The organism is Komagataeibacter saccharivorans, from assembly GCF_004348195.1.
GTDB lineage: Bacteria > Pseudomonadota > Alphaproteobacteria > Acetobacterales > Acetobacteraceae > Komagataeibacter > Komagataeibacter saccharivorans.
The window spans coordinates 1,711,380-1,733,484 of the sequence record NZ_CP036404.1; the positions used below are offsets into that span (position 1 = coordinate 1,711,380).

Below are 22,105 nucleotides of genomic sequence, written 5' to 3' on the forward strand. Positions count from 1 at the left end.
CATGGGCGCACGGCCATATTCGTTGCCGGCGATCACAAGCCGGGTCAGCGCATCGAGGAAGGCATCCCTGTCCCCCCCTGTCAACGCGGCAATGGTGCGCGCATGCGCCCGGCGGGGGGCTCGGCCATTTCTTCCAGCAGGGCCGCCCCGGTTTCGGTCAGGTAAACCCGCTTGAGCCGCCGGTCGCGCGTGGTGCGTTCGCGCCGTACCAGCGCGCGTTTTTCCAGCCGGGCCAGCACATTGGCCAGTGTGGCGCGATCCACGCCAACTTCCTGTGTCAGTTCGCTCTGATCCAGTCCCGGTCGTGCCTGCGCCACGCACATGATGCTGTACTGCACCGGGGTTATGCCGAACACGCCGCATTCCTCGGCAAACAGGGCGACATGGATCTGGTGCAGCCGACGGATCAGGAATCCCGGTCGTGCGCCAAGCTGCGCCATGTCGCCCATCCAGCCCGGTGCATCGCCACGGGCGACGGTAGGTTCATGTGTCATGACCCCACGATACCAGCCGCCGCAGGGCGCGCCAAATAATCGTTAGCAGCAGCCGGCCCGCCCCCAGTCGTGCAGGCGGCGGAGGGGCTTCCTCATTGCGCAGGCGGGCCTGAAGGTTCAGACCGACGGTGCGGGCGATTTCATTGGCGAACACCTGTACCACCGGCCCACGCCCAAGCTGCGCCAGCGGCCCGCGCAAGGCATAGTGCATGTCGATTTCCACCCGGCTGGCCTCATTCCCATCCGGCACAACGGTAAAATCCGCCTGTCCCGACAGCCGTGTGCCACTGGCCTGATCGCGCCCCTGACACGTCAGTGCGCCGCGCATCGCATCCGTTGCGTACCGTACCGTCGCTTCCCCCTGGAAACTGGCCTGAATCGGGCCAAGGCTTGCGGTCATTTCCCCGCGTAGCTGATTGCCTTCCCGCGACAGCAGGCGTGCCCCCGGCACGCAGCCGACCACCAGTTCCGGGTCACGCACCGCATCCCATACCGCACTGGCAGGCACGCCGATGCGCAGGACCTGCCGCATCCGGTTGGGGGTATTGCCACCTGTGGCCCCCTCCGCCATCGGGGCTGTCATGGGGATGACGCCCTCATCGCGCTTGCGGCGGGCAAAGGTTGCGGCGGGCAGCCTGGGCGGGATAGCGGCCTGAACGCCCCGTCGCGTCTCAAGCACGCGCATGATCGCGCGCACGATGCCACCATACCCCGTGCAGCGGCACAGGTTGCCCGCCAGTTCCAGCCGCACGCGTTCGCTATCCGCATCGGGCAGGCGCGTGACGATATCGCGCGCCGTCACCAGCATGCCCGGTGTACAGTAGCCACATTGCAGCGCGTGTTCGGCAGTGAAGGCGGCACGCAGTTGCGCCATCACATCATCCGTGGCCAGCCCTTCGATACTGCGCACGTCCCGCCCGCTGCATGAATGCGCCAGCGTGATGCAGGCCCGCACGGGCTGGCCATCCATCACGACGGTACAGGCACCGCATACGCCATGTTCACAGCCGACATGCGTACCGGTCAGCAGCTCGGTCTCGCGCAGGAAATCAGCCAGACTGGTCCGTGGCGTCGCATCCCCCGTACAGGGCCTGCCATTAAGCGTGAGTGTAAGTGTGCTCATGCGCGCGTTCCCCTGTGTGCCTGCATGGCCTGTTCCATTGCACGCCCGGCGATCACCGCCTGCATGCGGCGTTCGACGGGACCAAGTCCCGCCCCCTCCAGCGCGCCTTCGACCGCAGCCGGATCGGCACGATCCCCTTCCAGCACGACGGGCGGCCCACCGGTCGCCCCGATGACCATGCGCCTTACCCCGTGCGTGGGGTCCAGCAACACGGCGCACATGGCATGCGCGAATTCGCCCGGTTTGCGGCACGCCTTGACGTATCCCCAGCCAAAATCCGCGCCGGGGCGGGGAATACGTATGGCCTGCACGATTTCACCGGGTTGCAGCACTGTGCGGAACGCACCGGTGACAAAGCCCGACAGCGGCACCATGCGCCCGCCACGCGGGGTCCATGTCAGCACCAGCGCACCCAGCGCGCCCAGCGTGCACAGCCAGTCCGCGCCCGGATCGGCATGACACAGGCTGCCGCCCATCGTGCCGCGCGTGCGGACCGCCCGATAGGCGATATTGGCCGCGATCCGTGACAGTATCCCGCCGGGCAGGTCGGGCGTACGCCCGTCCTCGATTGCCGCATGGGGCGTGGATGCGCCAAGGGTCAGGGCATCACCCGCATCCTCCACCCCCTGACATTCCGCCAGACCATGCAGCGCCACAATCCGCGCGGGACGGGCCACACGGAAATTGAGCATCGGCCCCAGCGACTGCCCGCCCCCCATGGCCCGCGCCCCTTCTGTCGCCAGCATGGTGCTGGCCTGTGCCAGCGTGGCGGGCTGATCGAAGGCAAAATCGACAGGCTTCATGAGGCAACTCCCTGTTCGCGCGCCATCAGGGCGGACACGATCCGGTGCGGCGTGATCGGCAGGCGATCCATGCGCACACCCAGCGGGCGCAGGGCATCATTGACCGCGTTGGCAATGGCGGCTGGTGGCCCGATCGCTCCACCTTCCCCGATGCCTTTCTGCCCGAATTCTGTATAGGGCGAAGGCGTAACCATATGATCGATGCGCAGCAGCGGCACTTCCGTAGCACCGGGCAGCATGTAATCAGCCAGCGTGGTGGCCAGCGGCTGCCCCGCCGCGTCAAAGGGCATTTCCTCATACAATGCGGTGCCAACACCCTGCGCCAGACCGCCATTGACCTGACCGTCCACGATCATGGGATTGACCAGCACGCCCCCATCCTCGCAGATCGCGTAATCAAGGATCTTTACATCCCCCATCTCGGTATCGACCGACACGACAACCGCATGGGCGGCGTAGCTGAACGTGCCGGTATCACGCCGGGTCCGGTAGCCGCCCGTCACCTCCAGCCCGGCAGGGGAGACATCGGCAGGCAGTTCCTGTGGGCGGAGGTACCAGGTGCGCGCGACCTCCGCTATGGTTACGGTGCGCTCCCCGCTTACGACCGCGCCGTCCACTATCCGCGCATCTTCCGCACGCACCTGCAGCAGTTTTGCGCCAATGGCCACGATGCGTTCGGCCAGTTCGCGGCAGGCGGTGGCAACAGCGCCCCCGGCCATCACCATGCAGCGCGACCCCCATGTGCCGGTTGAATAGGGTGTCAGCGCCGTATCGCCATGCACCACCTGAATCCGCTCAATCGGAATGCCCAGCACTTCGGCGCCGACCTGCGCCAGCGTGGTTTCCAGCCCCTGCCCGTGGGACTGGATACCCACGCGCAGTTCCAGCCCGCCATCGGGCGTAAGGCGGGCGACCGCCTGTTCAAAACCCGGCACCATGGGAATGCCCCAGCCATGGTAGACCGAAGTGCCATGCGCCCCCTGTTCGCAGAAGATCGCAATCCCCAGCCCCAGCCTGACCGGCCCCTGCATCGCCGCCTGACGCGCACGCACGCCGGGCACATCAATCGCCTTCACCACGCGGCGCAGGGCTTCGGGGTAATCGCCGCTGTCGAAATGTTTGTTGGTGATGTTATCAAAAGGCATGAGTTCGGCAGGCACGAGGTTGCGCAGCCGGACTTCCCACGGTTCAAGACCGGCCTGCACCGCAATATCGTCCATGAGGCTTTCAATCGCGTAACACACGCCCGCGCGCGCAACCCCGCGATAGGGGACGATCCCGGCCTTGTTCGTCGCCACCGAACGGGTATGGCAGCGATAGCCCTGCATGCGGTACGGACCGGGCAGGATGCTGGCCACCTGCGCTGCTTCCAGACAGGCGGAAAAGGGATAGATCGAATACGCCCCGGCATCGACCGAAGCATCGGCATCCACCGCCAGCAGTCGCCCGTCACGATCGGCATAGGCGTTGAGTTCATAATGATGTTCGCGGCAGTTGGCATTCCCCGCAAGCTGTTCGCGCCGGTCTTCCAGCCAGCGTACGGGATGGCCAAGATGCCGGGCAAGGAAGCCCGCGCAGACTTCCTCGGGCAGAAGAATGCCCTTGTAACCAAACCCCCCGCCCACATCGGGGGCAATGATGCGTACCTGCTCTTCTGAAAGACCAAGACAGCCAGCAAGCCCCGTGCGCACGATATGGGGCATCTGGGTCGATGTAATCAGCACAAGCTGGTTAAGCCGCGACTCCCACCGGGCGATGACGCCGCGCCCTTCCATGGGGGACATGCACTGCCGCGCTGTGCGCAGGGTGCGTTTTACATGGATCGGCGCGGTGCGGATGATTTCGTCCACGTCCCCCGCCACCTGCGTCTGCAGGAACAGGTTGTCGCCCCAGTGGTCATGCACCAGCGCCGCACCGGGCGTTATGGCATCCAGCATGTCCGACAGGGCGGGCAGTTCCTCGTAATCGACAACCACGGTCGCGGCCAGATCCTCCGCTTCCGCCCGCGTGGGGGCCACGCATACGGCTACGGCTTCCCCCACATGACGGACCTTTTCATACGCAAGGGCATACTGCGCGGAGGATTTGAAACCCGGCAGGCCGGAATTGGCGATAATCGGCTCCACCCCATGCAGGTCGGCGGCGGTGAATACGCAGTCCTCCCGCCCCGCTGGTTTGTGGATCGCGCCCAGCCGCGCATGGGCATAGGGGCTGCGTACAAAGGCCAGTTCGCGCATGCCGGACAGGCGGATGTCGCCAACGTACTCCCCTGTTCCGCGCAAGTAACGATCATCTTCCTTGCGTGGGACGGACTGACCCACGCCCTGTTTATTATTATGTCCGGGAAAGCTGTTGCTTCGGGGGGCATCATCTGTGGTCATTACGCCTTATATCCCTGATCGCACGCCCGGCGGGGACCGGGCGGGGTGAAGAATCGCGGCGGGCCGCATATCAGGCTTGCACGCCCGTATATCGTCAGTATACTGACTGTTAATAGCGGCGGAGGCAACCAATGAATTCGGCATTTGACACGCTTTTGCGTGGTGGCACCCTTATCGACCCGATGACCGGACGCCATGGCGTGGCCGATATCGGCATTCGCGATGGTCGGATCGTGGCGATCGAATCCACGATCGGCCCCGATGCCACGGCACGCGAGACGCATGACGTATCGGGCAAGATCGTGACGGCTGGCATGATCGACACGCACGGTCATATCTATGAACATGTAACCGGTCGCTTCGGCCTGAATGCCGATCTGGTGGGCGTGCGTTCGGGTGTCACCACACTGGTTGACCAGGGCGGACCAAGCTGCATGACCATTGGCGGGTTCCGTAATTTCATTTCCAACCCGTCGGACAGCAGGGTGCTGTGTTTCCTGTCCGCCTATCTGGTGGGCGGGCTGGAAGGCCACCTTTACCCCGAACTTTATGGCCCCGGTCAGACCAACGTCGAACATTCGGTGCGCGCCGCGCGGGAAAATGCCGATCTGGTGCGCGGGATCAAGGCGCATTGCGAACTGGGCGGCGTATCGCGCTGGGGGCTGGATGTCATCCGCATCGGCAAGCGCATCGCGCGGGAAGCGGGCATCCCGCTTTATATCCATCTGGGCCAGCTCTGGCCGATGAAGGAGGACGCACCCGATATCGACCCCGATGAAATCGTACGCGAACTGATGCCGCTGATGGAACCGGGGGATATTCTGGCCCATCCGTTCACGCGGCATCCGGGTGGTTTCATTTCAATGGAAACGGGGGAAGTGCATCCCGTGGTATGGGCCGCGCTGGAACGCGGCGTAACGGTGGATGTCGGCCACGGGTCGCATTTTTCATTCGACATGGCGCGCACGGTCATGGCGGCAGGCATCCGTCCCTACACGCTGGGGGCTGACATGCATGGCTATAACGTGCGCGTTCCCTCCGCCACCGATCTGGACGACCGGGGCCGCAATCCCTTTGCCGGGGTCGCGCCGTTCAACCTGACCCATGCGATGTCGAAACTGCTTTATCTTGGCATGCCGATGGATGAGGTCGTGGCGACCGTCACATCCAATCCCGCGCGGATGCTGGGCATGGCCGATACGCTGGGATCGCTTCAGGTCGGGCGCGAGGCGGACATTTCCGTTCTGGATCATGTGCGCGGTCGCTTTACCATGTCCGACAACAGCGGCGTCAGCGTGGAGGTGGATGAAATGCTGGCCCCGGCATTCTGTCTGCGCGCGGGCAAAATGCACAAGGCGGACAGCCCGCTGATCCCGCCGCTGGCATGAACCCGACCGAAGAATGGGGGCGGCTGGATCAGGCGGCGCGCGACGCGGCATACGACAACGCCGCCGCCGTAGCGGACAGCCAGACATATATGAGCGCGCTGCGGGCACAATCCGCCCGCATGCGCGCGCACAGCCTGCCGGGGCGGGTGGATGTCGCCTACGCCCCCGGTGCGCGCACCGTATGGCAGCTTTATCCCGCCGCCCGGCTGGATGCGCCGTGTCTGGTATTCATCCATGGCGGGTACTGGCAGATGAACGCACCGGAAGGCTTTGCCTGCCTTGCCGAAGGGCTGCGCGCGCATGGCTGGTCGGTGGCAATGGTGGGGCACACGCTGGCCCCCGAGGCATCGCTGACCACCATTACGCAGGAAATTGATACCGCGCTGACATGGCTGGACCGGCATGGCCCCACCTATGGTCTGGCTGGCCCACGGCTGCTTTCGGGCTGGTCGGCGGGCGGGATGCTGGCCGCATTGATGCTGGGGCACAGGGCGGTCACGGCGGGACTGGCCATTTCGGGCATATTTGAACTGGGGCCATTGCGTGACACCAGATTCAATACGGCGCTACGCCTGAGTGATGCGGAGGTGGCGACACTTTCCCCGCTGCGCCTGCCCGCATGTGAAAAACCGCTGGCCATTGCCTATGGCAGCCGTGAACTGCCCGCCCTGTGTCACGACAGTATCGCGCTACACCGGATGCGCGCGACCCGGCACTGTCCCGGCCCGCTGGTGCCCGTGGCGGAAGCCGATCATTTCACCGTGCTGGATGCCCTCCGCCAGCCTGAGGGAGAACTGGTGCGCGTTGCACGGATGATGCTGCCATCTGAAACAGCCTCCCCACCATAAAGAAGTTTTTGGTGAAGCTTTTTTCAAAAAGCTTCAGGCAACGCCGCCATCACGCCCCCGGTTCCGCACACAGATCGTCAAGGATACCCGCAAGGAAACGATCCCCTTCCGCCAGTTCGGCAGGCAGGATGTATTCATCGGCCTTATGCGCGCGTGAAATCGAACCCGGCCCGCAGACAATGCACGGAATACCCAGTTCGCTTTCGAACAGTCCCGCTTCCGTGCCGAAATCTATGACACCCGTTTTATTCTGCCGCGCATGGCGCAGGCCGGTTGCCAGAATCCCGCCGTCCCCTGAACTGGCAAGACCCGGATAGGCATTCACGATCTCGATCGTGATCCCTCCCCTTGCCCCATCATCGGTAATCCGCTGGGCGGCATCATGCAGCCACGCGACATAATCCGCACCATCATATCCCGGCAGAAGGCGGATTTCCGCCATGATCACGCAGCGGTCGGGCACGATGTTCAGCGCCGTGCCCCCATCGATCAGGCCGATCTGAACGGTGGAAAACGGCACTTCAAAACGCCCGTCATGCGTTTCCACCTGCCGGATATGATCCTGCAGCCGTCCGGCCGCGATGACCATTTCGGATGCCAGAACAATGGCGTTCTGCCCCCTGAACGGATTGGCGGAATGCGCGGCGCGGCCATGGCATGTTATCTTCAGGGTGATCTTGCCCTTATGCGCGACGGCGACCCCCATTTCCGTCGGTTCACCAACCACGCAACCGGTGGCGGTCACACCCTGTTGTCCCAGCGCGCGCAACAGGGAACGCACGCCAAGACAGCCCAGTTCCTCATCATGCGAAATGGCCAGATGCAGCGGGCGACGCAATGTCCTGCGCCCCGCACTGGCGGCTGCCGTCAGCATGCAGGCAAGAAAACCCTTCATGTCGCTGCTGCCACGACCGTAAAGCCTGCCATCGCGCGCGGTCAGCCGGAACGGATCGGTCGTCCAGTCCTGTCCCGCGACAGGCACGACATCCGAATGGGCGGACAGGATGATGCCATCCGGGCCGTCCGGGCCAATTGTGGCGAACAGGCTGGAACGTCCCTCCGCATCGCCTGGCACGCGTTCGACCCGCGCGCCGGTGGCGACAAGATACAGTTCCACCCAGTCGATCAGGTCAGCATTGGACGTGCCGCAGATGGTTGGAAACGCGACAAGACGGTCCAGAATGGCGATCGTGCCGCTTTTGTCCGCGCCAGGCTGCATGGGCCGGTTTTCCCCTGTCATCGATCAGTCAAGCTGGGCGATGATATCAACTTCCACAAACCATTCCGGTCGCGCCAGCGCCACGACGACAAGCCCGGTAAACACGGGGAATACACCGCGCAGATACTGGCCAAGGGTGCGATAGACCACTTCCCGATAGCGGATATCGGTCAGATAGACCGTCACCTTGCAGATATGGCGTGGTTCGGCCCCCGCTTCGGACAGGAGGAGAAGGATATTCTCCGCCACCTTGCGCGCCTGTCCTTCCGGGTCGCCGACCGCCACATTCTCCCGTGTGTCGAGATCCTGCGGTACCTGCCCGCGCAGATAGACCATCTTTCCCGCCACGACCGCCTGACACAGGTCGTTATCGAGATTCTGCTCGGGATAGGTTTCGCGCGTGTTGAACGGGCGGATGCGGCGATGTGTCACCGTAGCTGGCAGATCGGTCATGATATCCTTACTTTCCCACGACAGCATCACTGAGACCGGCGGATTTTTTCACGAAATCCAGCGACGGGTTCCAGTCGAAATTACGATACACAGCCGCCAGATGCGCAAATGGCGGTGACTGCGCGAAAAGCTGGAATGTCAGGCGGTGCCCGGCATAATCGGAATTGAGCAGATCGCGCGCATAGGCCAGCAGCCTGCGCCGGTCATCCGCCACCCAGTTTTCGTTAATGGTATAGAATTTCTGCAGCCACGGCCCCGTTTCCGGGTCGGCAAAGGCCGCCGCATCCGGCGTGACGCAGATCTGGCCGCCGCACAGTTCGCGCGTCAGGTGCATCATTTCATGCAGTTGCGAGCACGCCAGCACGCGCCCGCTCATCAGCAGGGACTGATTGGGCATGAGCAGCCCGCCGGGGCTGGGTTCCGCCATGGCGATGGCGGCAGTCAGGTGCGCGTTGATCCCCTCGCGATAGCAGGCAAGGCGTGCGAGTTTTTCCTGAACGGCCTGCTGCCGGTCCAGACCGGTCTGGCGCACGTTGAACAACGCGGTGCCGATCATCATGTCCGCCAGTTTCAGGTTACGCTGCACGAACGCGAATGCGCTGTAGCGATGCAGGGTGGCGCGGATGAAGGTCGCCGCCTTCGTATGGCGATAGAACAGCACATTTTCCCACGGGATCAGCACGTCATCGAACACCACGAGGGCTTCGACCTCATCAAACCGGTTGGAAAGGGGATAATCCGTCTCCGGCGCGCGACCGGCAAAGCCGGTACGACAGATGAATTTCAGGTTGGGCGAGGAAAAGTCACACACAAACCCCACCGCGTAATCGGACAGGGCGGAATCCCCCCAGTTGGCGATGGTGGGTTTGGTAAAGGCCTGATTGGCGTAGGCCGCCGCCGTCTCATACTTGGCGCCACGCACGATGATCCCGGCATCCGTTTCCTTCACCACATGCAGCAGCATGTCCGGGTCCTGATCCTGCGGGCGCTTGGAACGGTCGCCCTTGGGATCGGTATTGGCCGAAACATGGAACGGATCGGCATAGATCGCCCTGGCTACATGATTGCGGATATTCTGGGCAAAGCGCGGATCGACCTCGTTCAGCAGATCCTGCCCATCGTACAGGGACCACATCTCCCCGATCGTCTCATCACCCACGCGGGTTACAACGCCTCCGACCTCGTTGAGAACGGTATCGGTGGACAGGCGCTTGTCATCCCAGTCCTGTCTGGTTTCGGGTAATTTCAGGCCAATTGCCGAACGGTTCCCCTCCCCATCGACATAGGTCATCCGGTCACGGAACGCATCTTCATGCTGCATGTCGTAAATACGTGCGCGTATATTGACGATGGGGCGGAACATCGGATGGGTGGTCACATCATTGACGCGCTCCCCGTTGACCCAGATGCGCCGGCCGTCGCGGATCGAATCAAGATACTGCCTGCCTGTGCGGATCATCGGCGAAACCTTCCGTCTGTCTTAATGGGAGAGAATGGAAACCGGGCGGCAGAATTCACGCCGGTAATGAAGAAGTGTGTGGGCATCACGGGAATTCACGCTTTCGACCGCGCACAGGAACACCATGTGGGAACCCGTGGGGATGGCGGCCGTGATGGCGCAGGAAAATGTGGACAGCGCATCATCCAGCACCGGCAGCCCCGCATCATCGCGCGCCCATGTGGCGCAGGCGAAATCAAAGGCGGAAAACCGTCCTGCCTGCCCCGCGAAGACAGACGCGATTTCGCCCCCCGCCTCGGTCAGGACATTGACGTTCATGCGCCCGTTCCGCGCCAGTGCGGCAATCATGGGACTACGCTGGTTGATGCATACCGATATGACCGGCGGATCGGCTGAAACGGAGTTGAAGGAACTGACCGTCAGCCCGAACCGGCCACCCGGCCCATCGGTGGTCACGACTGAAACCGGGGTCGCGACACTGCGCATTGCGTCGAGGAACTTCTTCTTCAGGGGGTTTGTGTCTGTCATGTCCGTACCTCGCACCAGTCCGTGCCGGATACGTGCCCGTCTGGCGGTTCACGTTCATTGCCGACCTGTCATGATCCTGTGCCGGAACCGGCAGGGGGCAAAGAATTAAATCCCGATCCCGCCCATCGGATTTTCCGATCCCCTATCGTGCGCACATGGTTTCTGGTGACGCACGAATTTTGAAATACTGTTATATTTTCATATGTCTTCTGTATTTCATCCTGCTGAATACAGAGACCACTCATCATACCGCAGCCCCATGAGGCGGATAACCTGGACCCTTGAAATCCATGCCGATCACTATAGGCTTCCGAGACGTTAATTATTCCGATCAGGAAAAGACGGGACCCGCCCCAAAGTATTGATACCCGAAGCCGGATTGATGAACGCACAAGCAGAGCGGTTCATCCGGCACGGTAAAATGACAGGAACCGCATGACATTTTCAGTTGTCGCCCGATGCGCGCGTACCGGACAGTTCGGGATCGCCGTTTCGTCCTCCTCCCCCGCAGTGGCCAGCCGTTGCGCGTTTGCACGCGCCGGTGCCGGGGCTGTCGCCACGCAGAACATTACCGATCCTTCGCTGGGTCCGGCAGGGCTGGACCTGCTTGAACGCGGCGCCACGGCGGAAGAATGTGTCGCCATACTGGTGCGCAGATCGGAATTCGCGGCTTACCGGCAGATTTCGGCAATTGATGACACCGGCCTTACCGCTGTCTGGTCGGGTGAGAAAACACTGGGCCTGTACACAACAGCCACCGGGCACAATGTCGCCTGTGCTGGCAATCTGCTGGCCAATGACACGGTTCCCGCCGCCATGGTCGAAGCCTTTTTGGCCACTGACACGACGATGGAACTGGGACAGCGGCTGGTCACAACCCTTGCCGCCGGGCTGAAGGCGGGCGGGGAAGCAGGACCGGTGCGATCGGCGGGGATGCTGGTTGTCGATACCCATAGCTGGCCGCTGGCGGACCTGCGGGTTGACTGGCATGACACCCCCATCGCGCAGCTTCAGGATCTGTGGGATCTGTGGCAGCCACAGATGCGCGACTATACGCTGCGCAGCGTCAATCCGGTGGAATCTCCCTCCTACGGTGTGCCGGGGGACGAATAGAAAGCGGCTTTCATGCCCGGCCCGGAACAGGCGACGCCCTCACGTTACTTAACGTGAGGGCAAAGAACCGTCAGGCTGGCGTCTTGCGGAAATGCAGGATGCGCCCGATCAGGTTGAGCAGCACCTGTGCCGCCAGAATGGATGTGATGTTCGACGGATCATAATCGGGGGCGACTTCCACAAGGTCTATGCCCACGATACGCCCGCGCTGCGCCAGCCCCGCCAGAAATTCCAGCACTTCGTAATACAGGAACCCGCCATGGCTGGGCGTGCCGGTACCCGGCGCGATTGAGGGATCGAAACCGTCAATATCCAGCGACAGGTAATAGTTCGCCCCTGCCGGAATACGCTCCAGCAGGGCTTCCACCCCCAGCTTGCGGACCTGCCGGACGCTGAGGATATCCGAACCGAAGCGCCGCGCATCATCATATCCTTCCCGCGCGGTGGAGGAGACATTGCGGATGCCGATCTGCGTCATGCCGGTAACATAAGGCTGTTCCGCCGCCCGACGCATCGGGTTGCCATGACCGTGCCGCACGCCCTGACGTTCATCCACGAAATCCAGATGCGCATCAATCTGGATCAGATGGATCGGTTCCTGTTCACTGAAGGCGCGGATACAGGGGATATTGATCGAATGATCCCCGCCCAGCACGACCGGCAACGCGCCTGCGGCCAGTATGGCCCGCACGCCTGCTTCGATATTCGCGTGGCTGCGTTCGGTATTGGTATGGACGATATCGGCATCCCCGATATCAACAATGCGGCAGCCTTCACCATACAGGTAGGTGGCGTCATCTTCATGATCGTACGCACCCGCATGACCGAAGGCGAACAGGGTCGATGCCTCCCGGATGCCGCGCGGGCCGAAGCGGGTACCGGCACGCCACTGCGTACCCCCATCAAACGGCGCACCCATAATGGCGACATCCGCATCGATCGCGGACCAGTCGGTCTGGATCGGGTATTTGCCAAAACTGCAGATACCGACAAAAGGAAGATCAAGGCGACCGGAATCGTAGGCGTTACTCATTTACTCGCCGTCCTGCCGTAATGGCATAAGAAGTTCAAACATCATCAGTACGCCTGCCAGCAACGCGACACCTGTCCACGACCGGATTCCGTTCAGAACGGGACAGTGGACCCGGCATCTGACAGAGGATGCACGCCCCCGAAACCTGTCCACGACAACAGCCCGATATCCGTCAAACCGAACCAGAGAGGCACGGGACTGAAACCGTATCGGATGCCCGGACATGTGCAGCGCGCCTGCTGGCCTGCACTGTAGCGGTTACGCTATCAGCGGGTATTGTCTTTATCAAGTCGTAACAAAAACATACCCTGCCTGCCGAAGCACATAGATATGACAACGCGACATTTCATTAATATTATGAAACAGTTATATCACAACTGCATGGTTTAACCATACAGTCCAATTCCCTGAAGCATCTGATAAATAAAAGTTCTGGTGAAGATTTTTCAAAAGTTCAGAAGATACGCCTTGTAAAAAAGACGACACTCAAAAACCGTCTTTTACCTACCCAATAGATGTCATTCATGCCCCGCAAACATACACGGCCAGCCCGCTCAAACGCATTCACCGGGCAGACAGCCATGCGGGTTACATGAATATCACAGGCCCCTTAATTCCCCCCAACCTGTTCCGTAATCAAATCATTCATCCCGAACGGACGGATGCAGGAAAGCAGCTTCCCCCTCCTAACACCGTGTTGAAAAACGGTCCCATGGCGTAATGCGGGTTACGGGCAGATCAACGGGGCGGGCGAACACTTCGGCTGACAGGAAGGCCAGTTCCGCCGTCACGTCCCCTTCCGGCAGGGAAATGGACCATGCGCGCGGATTGCCGTCCGTGCCGTCATTCCAGCGATAACCACGCTGGCGCAGCACGTCCTTATATTCATAGGGCGCATTTTCAGCCCAGATCCGGCACCGCACCTGCCGCGCGTTTTCCAGCAGCACCGATAGTGCCGGACGACCGGATACCGGCAGTTCGCGGTCAAGAATGGCAATCCCGGCCTGACAGTCATCCGTCGCGCGATGTCCGTCAAACCAGAAACCTGCCTGCATCCCCAGATAGGACAGCTTGCGCCCCTCATACCCTTCGGCGGCCCAGTCCACATCGCGCATGGAACAAGCCCAGGGCTTGGTTGTGAATACGGGACTGAATCGCTCGGCGAATTTGCGGTCAAAATCTGCATTATGTGCGATAATAAGTGAAGCGGGCGCGACAAACCCGGCCACTTCTTCAGGCGTTACGGACTGCCCCGCCACCATTTCGGGCGTAATGCCGGTCAGGGCCGTGATCTGCGGCGGGATGGGGCATGATGGCTCCCGCAGGCGACTGAAGGGTTCCAGACAGCCCAGAATCCGTCCCTCCAGCGTGTAGACGAAAGGAACGATCCCGAATTCGATGATCTCGTCCTTCGCCGCACTCAGCCCCGTGGTTTCAAGGTCCAGAAACATGCCAAGCCGCGTACCGGAAGACTGCGGATAGTCCGCCAGCATGCGGGGCGCGAGCGGGCGGAGAATGCGGTACTGTCCGCTCCCCTCCAGCGTGGTTGCCATATGTTCCATCTGTTCGGGGGTCAGTTCCGTCATGTGCCGCCTCCTGCGCCGTGCCAGTCATGGATATGCGAACAGCGCAGGGCCCTGTCTACCCGGCACCCGTTGCTGCACCGCAATGCTTGACATATTATGACATAAATCAGGTCAGCCGGTCCTGACACAACACGGCACATACAGACTGGATACGCCATGGCACAGAACGCCGGGCCACCGTACACACCGCCCCTGCATGCTTCCACCACCGCGGGCACGCGGCACCATAAATTCATGCACCACCGACTGGAAGACCGTGGGCATGATACGGTCGTGCGGGTCGGGCATGTGGACCGCATCTGGTCTGACTTCTACCATCATGCCCTGACCGCGCCGTGGAGCCGCTTCTTTTATGGCTCGCTACTGCTTTATGTGGGCGTCAATATTGTATTCGCCCTGCTTTACATGCTGGACGGCGCGGGTGTAAGCGGCGCGCATGCAGGCAGCTTTGCCGATTACTTCTTCTTCAGTGTCCAGACCCTGTCCACCGTCGGCTATGGCGCCATGACACCGGTCAGCCGCACGGCAAACCTGATCGCAACGGTGGAAGTGCTGGGCGGCATGATGATCAACGCGCTGGCGACGGGACTGGTCTTCGCCCGTTTTTCGCGCCCGCGCGCACGGATCATGTTCAGCCAGCAGGCGCTTATCCTGACAGAAGACAACCAGCTTCATCTTGATATCCGCATTGCGAACTGCAGGCGCAGCCCGATCCTGTCGGTAGATGTCGAATTCGCCCTCGCGCGCCTGATCCGCACGCCAGCGGGGCGCGTAGTGCGGCAGTTCGATCCCCTGCCCCTGCAGCAGTCCCATATCCCGGTGCTGCGCTTCGCGTGCACGCCCACCCATGTCATTACCGAGCACAGCCCGCTTTATGGTCTGACGGAACACGACCTGTCAGCGCAGGAAGCCGAAATCATCATAAGCCTGACGGGAACGGACGAAGCATCGGGACAGACCGTTTTCGCACGATCCGCTTACGGATTTGACCGGATGCTGTATAATCATCGTTTCGTCGATATTATAAATGCCGGGCCGGATGGACGGATCACCGTTGACTATACCCGCTTTGACCATACCGAAGCCCCGCAGGCCGAACATACCGCGACGCCGGGAGATATGGCGGACCAGCCAGAAGGGCGGTAAAGCCATCCGTCTGTGCCGGGCAATCATGCTGGCAGGCATGTCCGTAGCCTGCGCCGTGCCCGCCCGTGCAACGCCCCATCATCCCCCCGCCGCCGCGCAGGCGGCACCGCAACCCCAGCCCGATTACGACGGCCTGCCAGATGCCTGCCTGACCCATGTCATTACGGTGCCCCTGCTGACCAATAGCGGCAGCCCGATCATTCCCGCCACGTTCAACGGCGTGAACGGTCTGGCCTATATCAGCATCACACAGGGCCGGGTCGGGGTCTATGCCCGCACGCCCACCGATTTTCCCGTTCAGGCCCCGGTCGATATCCAGACCATCGCCGGGTCCGGCACGACATACACGACCGTCCTGCATGACCTGCGCATAAGCAACGGCGCGGCACAGGACGTGCCCGCGCTGCTGGAGGGCATGCGCATCCCCCAGATCGGCAATCAGGACGTACTGGGCGTGATCGGGTACGACATCCTTAGCAACTACAATGTCCTGCTGGATTTTCCGGCCCGGCGCATGACCCTGTTCCTGACTGCCGATACCCCGGACTGCGCACCCGGACTGGACTGGCTGGGGGCGGGCAGCACCAGCGTCATCATGCTGCCCGACGCCACGGGGCGGCTGACCGGCCTCCTGATGCAGGTGGGCGACCGTCCCGTACGCATGGAAATCGAACCGGGGGCGGATTTTTCATCCCTTTCACGCAGGACCGCGCGCGAGATCGGGCTGACCAAAACGATACTTCATGACGACATGAACGTACGCACCAATGCCGGAAAAATCCTGAACGGGCACAGGCATCATTTCGATAACATCACCATCGGGTCATGGCATGACCTGCCGCTGGATGCGAATATCGAGAAAACCAGCTACAACGTGCTTGGCATGAACTTCCTGCGGCGCAGGCGCATCCTCATCTCCTTTCCGCAGGGCATGCTGTTCATGACCCCGCAGCAGAACGTGCCCGACGACCGGGGACAGGCAACGCATGGCCTGCTCAGCACCCGCACCGCCGTCGCCCGCATGGTCGATACGCCGCCCCCTGCCCCCGACAGCACGCCCGCTGCAGGCGCCGCACCCGCATCACCGGCCACTACCACCAGCCCAACGCAATAAAAGCAGCCTTTCAGGGCAGCATGTCGCCCCCATGGGCCAGCAGGCGATCACGATAGGGGCCAGGCACGCGCTCCAGCTCCGCCATACTGCCCTGCTGGGCAATCCTGCCGCGTTCCATCACCACAATCCGGTCAAACCCGCGCAGGGTGGACAGGCGGTGGGCCACCGCAATTACGGTGCGCCCCACCATCAGCCGCTCAAGCGCCGCGTGGACATGGCGTTCGCTTTCGCCGTCCAGCGCACTGGTGGCCTCATCCAGAATCAGGATCGGCGCATTACGCAGGAAGGCCCGCGCAATCGCTATGCGCTGGCGCTGGCCGCCTGACAGCATCACACCGCGTTCTCCCACCACCGTATCGAAACCATGCGGCATGGCGGCGATGAAATCGGTGCAGCCTGCGGCTTCCGCCGCGGCACGGACCTCGCCCTCGGTCGCGTCGGGGCGGCCATAGCGGATGTTTTCACCCACCGTGCGGCGCAGCAGGTACACATCCTGTGGTACGACCGCCATCGCGGCCCGCAGGCTGGCTTCATCCAGTTGCAGGATGTTGATGCCATCCATCTCCACGGCACCATCCTGCACGAAGCGCTGTCGTTGCAGCAGGGCCAGCACGGTACTCTTGCCCGACCCCGAAACCCCCACCAGCCCGACGCGGGTGCCCGCGGGAATATCAAGGCTGAAATGCGACAGGACGGGCGCCCCACCGGGATAGGCAAAGGTCACATCGTGCAGCCTGACATGCCCCCGGCACGCGGCGGAAGGCAGGATGGCCGTCTCGGGCACGCCGCTTTGTTCATGCGGGGCAAGCAGATGCCCCAGCGTTTCGGACAGGCGGGTGACATGTTTCATCGCCTCCACCATCGAAAAGGCGAAATCGCGCGTGCAGTTCAGGATCAGGAAACCCAGCGTCGTCACCATCACCACATCACCCGTGGTGGCCCTGTGCATCCGCCACAGCAGCACGGCCCATATCAGCAGGCCCGTGGTCATGACCGCCGTGACAAGCGAATGGATCATGCGCAGCTTTTCCATATAGCGTAGCGAACGGCAGTGCAGCCCGGTCTCACCGCGTATGCGCCGGCGCATGCGGGCATGTTCCGAATCGATCATGCCATAGGCGCGCACAAGCGGCAGGTTCTGCATGACATCGAGCATTTCGCCATCCACCTCCGCCGCTTCGGCGGCATAGGACAGATGCAGGTCCTGCCCCCGCCCCGCCAGCCGGTATATGACCAGTCCCACCAGCATGGTCATGGCCACCAGCACCAGCGCCATCCACGGGCTGACGGTGCCAAGGGTGGCGATGGCCAGAAGAAGGTTCAGCATGGAAGGCAGCAGGTTCCACGCCCCCATGTTCTCCAGCGCCACGACCGCGCTGGCCGCCGCCGAAACCCGCGCGGCAAGGGAGCCGGACAGCCTGTCGGCAAAATAGGTGGCGGCATGACCGGTCAGGTAGCGAAACAGGTCCTGCCGCACATCGCCGCCCACGCGCACGAATTCACCCGACGCCAGCCACCCCGCGACACGCCATGCCGCGTTGTCACATATGATCGTGACACAGAACAGGATGATGGAAACCCATACGGCCACCGTTCCCTGCCCGCCTTCCGTCATGCCGTTGACCAGATGGCGGATGATGGCCGACATCCCCACATTGCACGCGACCGCCACCACAATGGCGGTAATGATGACCGCATGCCCACGTGCATGCAGCCGCACGTAGTGAAGGATGAAGCGCAGGGGCCGGTACCGGTAACGCCGCAGGGCTGTAATGCGTAGCGTATCGGACTGCGTGGCGGGAACGGATGATGAAGGCGGCGTATGATCTGGCACTGTCATGAATGATGCTGCCCCTGTGGCATGACGGATGGATTATCCGCACTTCCGCCGTATTTGGCCCCGTATCATGCCTGCATGACACATACACCCCTAGCCCGCGTGGCGGGACGCATCACGATCGGTTCCCTGCTGGTCCTGTGGCTGGTCCTCATGGCGCATGATCCTGTCCCCCTGCCCTTCTGAAACCCGCCGGGGCGGTGGTGGTTCATGCCCGAATACGGAGCGGCCGCCATATTCGTGCGAACGCCCGCGTTCTTCAGCCATGATGGCGGAAAAGGACGGGCCGCGCGCATCACGCTCCAGCCGCCGCGCCGCGCTGTCCAGACGGCGTATGGCGTCCAGCCGTTCCTCACGCCCCAGTTTCGCTGCCGTCACCGCAGCCTTCATGACCGACAGGGTCCGGTCATAAACCGCGACCGGAACAGGATAGGGGTGGCGGTCCTTGCCACCATGGGCAAGAGAAAACCGCGCCGGATCTGAAAACCGGCACGGTGCGCCATGCACCACTTCCGCCACCAGCGCCAGTGCGCGCACCGTCCGCGCGCCAACGCCGGGAACACGCAGCAGTTCGGTGAAATCACGCGGTCCCGCTTCGGTCGCCGCAGCCAGCGCGCCGTGCAGGCGGCGCATGTTCACGTCCTCCGGCCGGACATCGTGATGGGCAGGCAGACACATATACGGCAGTTCACCCTGCGCCGGAGCGGGTGGCGGGGCCAGCCCCTCGATCCGCATGAGTTCCCGCGTCAGCCGGTCCGGCCCCAGATCACGCAGCAGGTCCACCTGTCCCCGGCGGGAGACATCCGCCCGCCGGTCCGTCAGATTCATGATCGTGTCACCCGTTGCCCGACCATCTATGGCCGCATGCGGGGCTTCGACAAAATTGCCCAGACCCTCGGACAGCCAGTGATAGCGCCGCGCCATGCGCCGTCCGGTATGCATGCCCTGCTGCACGACGGTCCACTTCCCGTCCGCCGCAACAACGAAGCCATGCAGGTACAGATCAAAACCGTCCTGCACGGCGGCACTGTCAACCTTGGCCACCATGCGGCTGGTCGCCACAAGCGGCGTGGCATCCAGACCCGTTTCCTGACCCACCGCCAGCAGTTCATCGGGCGTGCGGCGCGAATGCCGCCCACGCCCGCCACACACATACAGCCCCAGTTCACCCGAAAGCGGCGCCAGCCCGCGCTTGAGCGCACCGATCACGCTGGTTGTCATGCCTGACGAATGCCAGTCCATACCCATGACCGCGCCAAAGGACTGGAACCAGAAGGGATGGGCAAGGCGGCGCAGGAATTCATCGCGCCCGTAATGATGGATGACCGCCTGCGTGATGACGGCCCCAAGGCGCGCCATGCGCTGTCCCAGCCATGCGGGCACCCGGCCCGTATGCAGCGGCAGGTCGGCCGCGCCCGCGCGTCTGGTCATGGCGTCCCCTCCCGCAACGGGTCAGCCGCTGCGCTTCTTCCTTGCCGCCACGAGAAAATCGGCCAGCCCCGCCTCAAGCGCCTGACTGAAGGCCGCCAGCGTTTCAGCCCCCACGTAATGCTCCATGCCCTCGGCATCAATACGGGCATTGGCGTCGCTGATCCCCAACGCGCGCAGAAAGCGTTCGACCGTATGGTGGCGCTTGCGACTCTGGGCCGCCATGTCATGTCCGGCATCCGTCAGGAATATGCCCCGATATGGACGGCGCGTGACCAGACCATCCGCTTCCAGCCGCACCAGCATCTTGGCCACCGTTGGCTGCGATACGCCCAGCCGCGCCGCGATATCGACCTGCCGCGCTTCCTGACCGTCATTCAGCAGATCATCGATCAGTTCCACATAATCCTCGATCAGCGCGGTCTTGCGCGCAAGGCGCGCCTGACGGAACCCGGCTGACTGCATATCGGGGTCAGGCATCGCTTGCACGCGCTGCGCTGCCACTTTCCGCGCGGGGCCCGCGCCATGGTTCCCATCAGGTGTCGGGGGTGGTGTCATGGGCTGAAAACGATTGTCTTGTGGCCGGTGGGGATAACCCGCCGTTCGGTAAAGTAGCGCACTGCGCGCGCCAGAACGCGGCGTTCGATATCGCGGCCCTTGCGGATCAGGTCATCGGGGCTGTCAGCGTGGGTGATCCGTTCGACATCCTGCTCAATGATCGGCCCTTCATCCAGATCGGGGGTTACGAAATGGGCGGTGGCACCAATCAGCTTCACCCCGCGCGCGAACGCCTGATGATAGGGCCGCGCGCCCTTGAAACCGGGCAGGAAGGAATGATGGATGTTGATGCACCGCCCCGCCAGCCATGCGCTCATCCGGTCTGACAGGATCTGCATGTAACGCGCCAGAACCACCAGTTCCGCCCCGGTATCGCACACGATCTGTTCGATACGGGCTTCCTGTTCGGGCCGGTTGGCGGATGAAACGGGCAGATAATGGAACGGCACGCCTTCCATATTGATATGGGCGTATGTCTCGCGCGGGTGATTGGCGATGATGGCGACCGGTTCGATCGCCAGTTCACCTATGCGCCAGCGGTACAGAAGATCGACAAGACAGTGATCGAAACGCGAGACCATGATGACGGTACGGGTGGGCCGCGCGCTTTCCCGCAGCGACCACTTCATGTCCAGATCGGCGGCGATCCCGGCCAGCACGCCCTCAAGCGTGGCCAGTTCCGGCTCACTGGCGGGCAGGCTGAACACGATGCGCATGAAAAAAACATGGCTTTCCTGCTCGTCAAACTGCTGTGCGCCTGCGATGTCGGCACCCAGATCAAACAGGGCGCGACTGATACCTGCGACAATGCCCGGTCGGTTCGGGCATGACAGTGTCAGGACATAGGAACGGCAGGATTCTGGCTTGTGCGCGGACATGTTTCCCCCTTGGCTGGCACGGCGCTAGCGTGCCGGCGGGCGGCCCGTATCGGGCATGACATCATAGAACCAGCGCGCGCCCGCGCTGCATACGCCGGACTGCGTGGTGGGGACAGGCCTGACCACGTCATCGCCAGGCTGCCAGCCTTCGGGTGTCATGACCGTATCGCCATCGCTGCGGCGCAGGGCCTCGACCAGACGCAGCAGTTCTTCCACCGACCGGCCAACCGACATGGGATACCACACCAAGGCACGGATAACGCCAGCGGGGTCGATCACGTAGGTCGCGCGCACCGTCGCACTGTTCCGGGCCGTGCGGTCCAGCATGCCGTAGGCACGACCCACCGCCATGGACGGATCTTCCACCAGCGGGAAAGGAATCTCGATCCCCAGCCTGCTCTGGATCGCTTCCAGCCATGCCAGATGGGCATACAGGCTGTCCACCGACAGGCCCAGCAGCGCGCAGTCCAGTTTTGCAAAACGGTCCGCGGCCTGAGCCAGCGCAATGAATTCGCTGGTGCAGACGGGCGTGAAATCAGCCGGGTGAGAGAAAAACAGAAGCCACTGCCCGCGGAAATCCGACAGGCGGATGTCCCCTTTGGTTGTACGGGCCTGAAAATCAGGCGCCACGTCACCGATACGCAACGGGCGCATGTCCATCACATGGCCGGTTGCGGATATGCTGCCCTCGCTGCTCATGTCCTGCCCTTTTGCAT

20 protein-coding genes are annotated in these 22,105 nt (G+C 62.5%); 5 read left to right on the forward strand and 15 right to left on the reverse strand.

The genetic code is table 11. From position 1 onward, the window contains the following. Window positions 1-80 precede the first annotated feature (80 nt). Genes KSAC_RS07765 through KSAC_RS07780 form a run of 4 tightly spaced genes read right to left on the reverse strand, consistent with a single transcriptional unit; the run spans window position 81 to window position 4,801 of the window. Window positions 81-494, reverse strand: coding sequence for a MarR family winged helix-turn-helix transcriptional regulator (locus KSAC_RS07765; protein ID WP_243705144.1), 414 nt, complete (start codon window positions 492-494; stop codon window positions 81-83). Next, a complete protein-coding gene (locus KSAC_RS07770) occupies window positions 484-1,617 on the reverse strand; it encodes a 2Fe-2S iron-sulfur cluster-binding protein (RefSeq protein ID WP_102325527.1) in 1,134 nt (377 codons plus the stop codon). Before KSAC_RS07770 ends, KSAC_RS07765 begins: the two co-directional genes overlap by 11 nt. Continuing rightward, entirely contained in the window at window positions 1,614-2,420 is an 807-nt protein-coding gene (locus tag KSAC_RS07775; protein ID WP_118962793.1) for an FAD binding domain-containing protein, read from the reverse strand. Before KSAC_RS07775 ends, KSAC_RS07770 begins: the two co-directional genes overlap by 4 nt. Next, window positions 2,417-4,801, reverse strand: coding sequence for a xanthine dehydrogenase family protein molybdopterin-binding subunit (locus tag KSAC_RS07780; protein WP_132305002.1), 2,385 nt, complete (start codon window positions 4,799-4,801; stop codon window positions 2,417-2,419). The genes KSAC_RS07775 and KSAC_RS07780 overlap by 4 nt, the downstream gene beginning before the upstream one ends. 131 nt (window positions 4,802-4,932) lie before the next feature. On the opposite strand from KSAC_RS07780, the gene KSAC_RS07785 reads away from it, so the two are divergent. Both KSAC_RS07785 and KSAC_RS07790 read left to right on the forward strand, forming a co-directional pair. Further along, window positions 4,933-6,189 (forward strand): amidohydrolase/deacetylase family metallohydrolase, encoded by a 1,257-nt coding sequence (locus KSAC_RS07785; protein ID WP_102325524.1) that lies wholly within the window; start codon window positions 4,933-4,935, stop codon window positions 6,187-6,189. Next, window positions 6,186-7,037, forward strand: coding sequence for an alpha/beta hydrolase (locus tag KSAC_RS07790; RefSeq protein ID WP_132305004.1), 852 nt, complete (start codon window positions 6,186-6,188; stop codon window positions 7,035-7,037). The genes KSAC_RS07785 and KSAC_RS07790 overlap by 4 nt, the downstream gene beginning before the upstream one ends. Before the next feature lie 49 nt (window positions 7,038-7,086). On the opposite strand, the gene argE is transcribed toward KSAC_RS07790, so the two are convergent. Genes argE through KSAC_RS07810 form a run of 4 tightly spaced genes read right to left on the reverse strand, consistent with a single transcriptional unit; the run spans window position 7,087 to window position 10,696 of the window. Then, window positions 7,087-8,256, reverse strand: a complete 1,170-nt coding sequence (gene argE / locus KSAC_RS07795) for an acetylornithine deacetylase (protein ID WP_132305006.1) — start codon at window positions 8,254-8,256, stop codon at window positions 7,087-7,089. Window positions 8,257-8,280: 24 nt separating this feature from the next. Next, window positions 8,281-8,688: a RidA family protein gene (locus tag KSAC_RS07800; RefSeq protein ID WP_162900523.1), complete on the reverse strand. Its 408-nt coding sequence runs from the start codon at window positions 8,686-8,688 to the stop codon at window positions 8,281-8,283. Between the two features lie 28 nt (window positions 8,689-8,716). Then, on the reverse strand, window positions 8,717-10,168 hold the full coding sequence (locus tag KSAC_RS07805; RefSeq protein WP_102325522.1) for a 4-hydroxyphenylacetate 3-hydroxylase family protein: 1,452 nt from the start codon (window positions 10,166-10,168) through the stop codon (window positions 8,717-8,719). 21 nt (window positions 10,169-10,189) lie between these two features. Then, window positions 10,190-10,696, reverse strand: a complete 507-nt coding sequence (locus tag KSAC_RS07810) for a flavin reductase family protein (protein WP_132305008.1) — start codon at window positions 10,694-10,696, stop codon at window positions 10,190-10,192. A gap of 435 nt (window positions 10,697-11,131) precedes the next feature. Between KSAC_RS07810 and KSAC_RS07815 the strand changes: the two genes are divergently transcribed. After that, the gene (locus KSAC_RS07815) at window positions 11,132-11,809 is read left to right on the forward strand and encodes a DUF1028 domain-containing protein (RefSeq protein ID WP_132305010.1); all 678 of its coding nucleotides are present in this window, start codon (window positions 11,132-11,134) and stop codon (window positions 11,807-11,809) included. A 70-nt stretch (window positions 11,810-11,879) separates the two neighbouring features. On the opposite strand, the gene speB is transcribed toward KSAC_RS07815, so the two are convergent. Together speB and KSAC_RS07825 are read right to left on the reverse strand one after the other, a co-directional pair. Next, complete coding sequence (gene speB / locus KSAC_RS07820) at window positions 11,880-12,842, reverse strand: agmatinase (RefSeq protein WP_118962787.1); 963 nt, start codon at window positions 12,840-12,842, stop codon at window positions 11,880-11,882. Between the two features lie 686 nt (window positions 12,843-13,528). Beyond that, window positions 13,529-14,428: a 3'-5' exonuclease gene (locus tag KSAC_RS07825; protein WP_118962786.1), complete on the reverse strand. Its 900-nt coding sequence runs from the start codon at window positions 14,426-14,428 to the stop codon at window positions 13,529-13,531. 156 nt (window positions 14,429-14,584) lie between these two features. Between KSAC_RS07825 and KSAC_RS07830 the strand changes: the two genes are divergently transcribed. Together KSAC_RS07830 and KSAC_RS07835 are read left to right on the forward strand one after the other, a co-directional pair. After that, window positions 14,585-15,574 (forward strand): ion channel, encoded by a 990-nt coding sequence (locus tag KSAC_RS07830; protein ID WP_132305012.1) that lies wholly within the window; start codon window positions 14,585-14,587, stop codon window positions 15,572-15,574. Window positions 15,575-15,599: 25 nt separating this feature from the next. Then, window positions 15,600-16,688: a retropepsin-like aspartic protease gene (locus KSAC_RS07835; protein ID WP_132305014.1), complete on the forward strand. Its 1,089-nt coding sequence runs from the start codon at window positions 15,600-15,602 to the stop codon at window positions 16,686-16,688. 10 nt (window positions 16,689-16,698) lie between these two features. Here KSAC_RS07835 and KSAC_RS07840 read toward each other — a convergent pair whose 3' ends face one another. The 5 genes from KSAC_RS07840 to KSAC_RS07860 form a co-directional block, all read right to left on the reverse strand. After that, window positions 16,699-18,528: an ABC transporter ATP-binding protein gene (locus KSAC_RS07840; protein WP_132305016.1), complete on the reverse strand. Its 1,830-nt coding sequence runs from the start codon at window positions 18,526-18,528 to the stop codon at window positions 16,699-16,701. A 90-nt stretch (window positions 18,529-18,618) separates the two neighbouring features. Beyond that, on the reverse strand, window positions 18,619-19,956 hold the full coding sequence (locus KSAC_RS07845; protein ID WP_132305018.1) for a DUF763 domain-containing protein: 1,338 nt from the start codon (window positions 19,954-19,956) through the stop codon (window positions 18,619-18,621). 21 nt (window positions 19,957-19,977) lie between these two features. Continuing rightward, a complete protein-coding gene (mntR, locus tag KSAC_RS07850) occupies window positions 19,978-20,511 on the reverse strand; it encodes a manganese-binding transcriptional regulator MntR (protein ID WP_118962782.1) in 534 nt (177 codons plus the stop codon). Then, window positions 20,508-21,389, reverse strand: coding sequence for a formyltetrahydrofolate deformylase (gene purU / locus KSAC_RS07855; RefSeq protein ID WP_110547021.1), 882 nt, complete (start codon window positions 21,387-21,389; stop codon window positions 20,508-20,510). Before purU ends, mntR begins: the two co-directional genes overlap by 4 nt. Window positions 21,390-21,413: 24 nt before the next feature. Continuing rightward, complete coding sequence (locus tag KSAC_RS07860; RefSeq protein WP_102325511.1) at window positions 21,414-22,088, reverse strand: peroxiredoxin; 675 nt, start codon at window positions 22,086-22,088, stop codon at window positions 21,414-21,416. Between the last annotated feature and the right edge of the window lie 17 nt (window positions 22,089-22,105).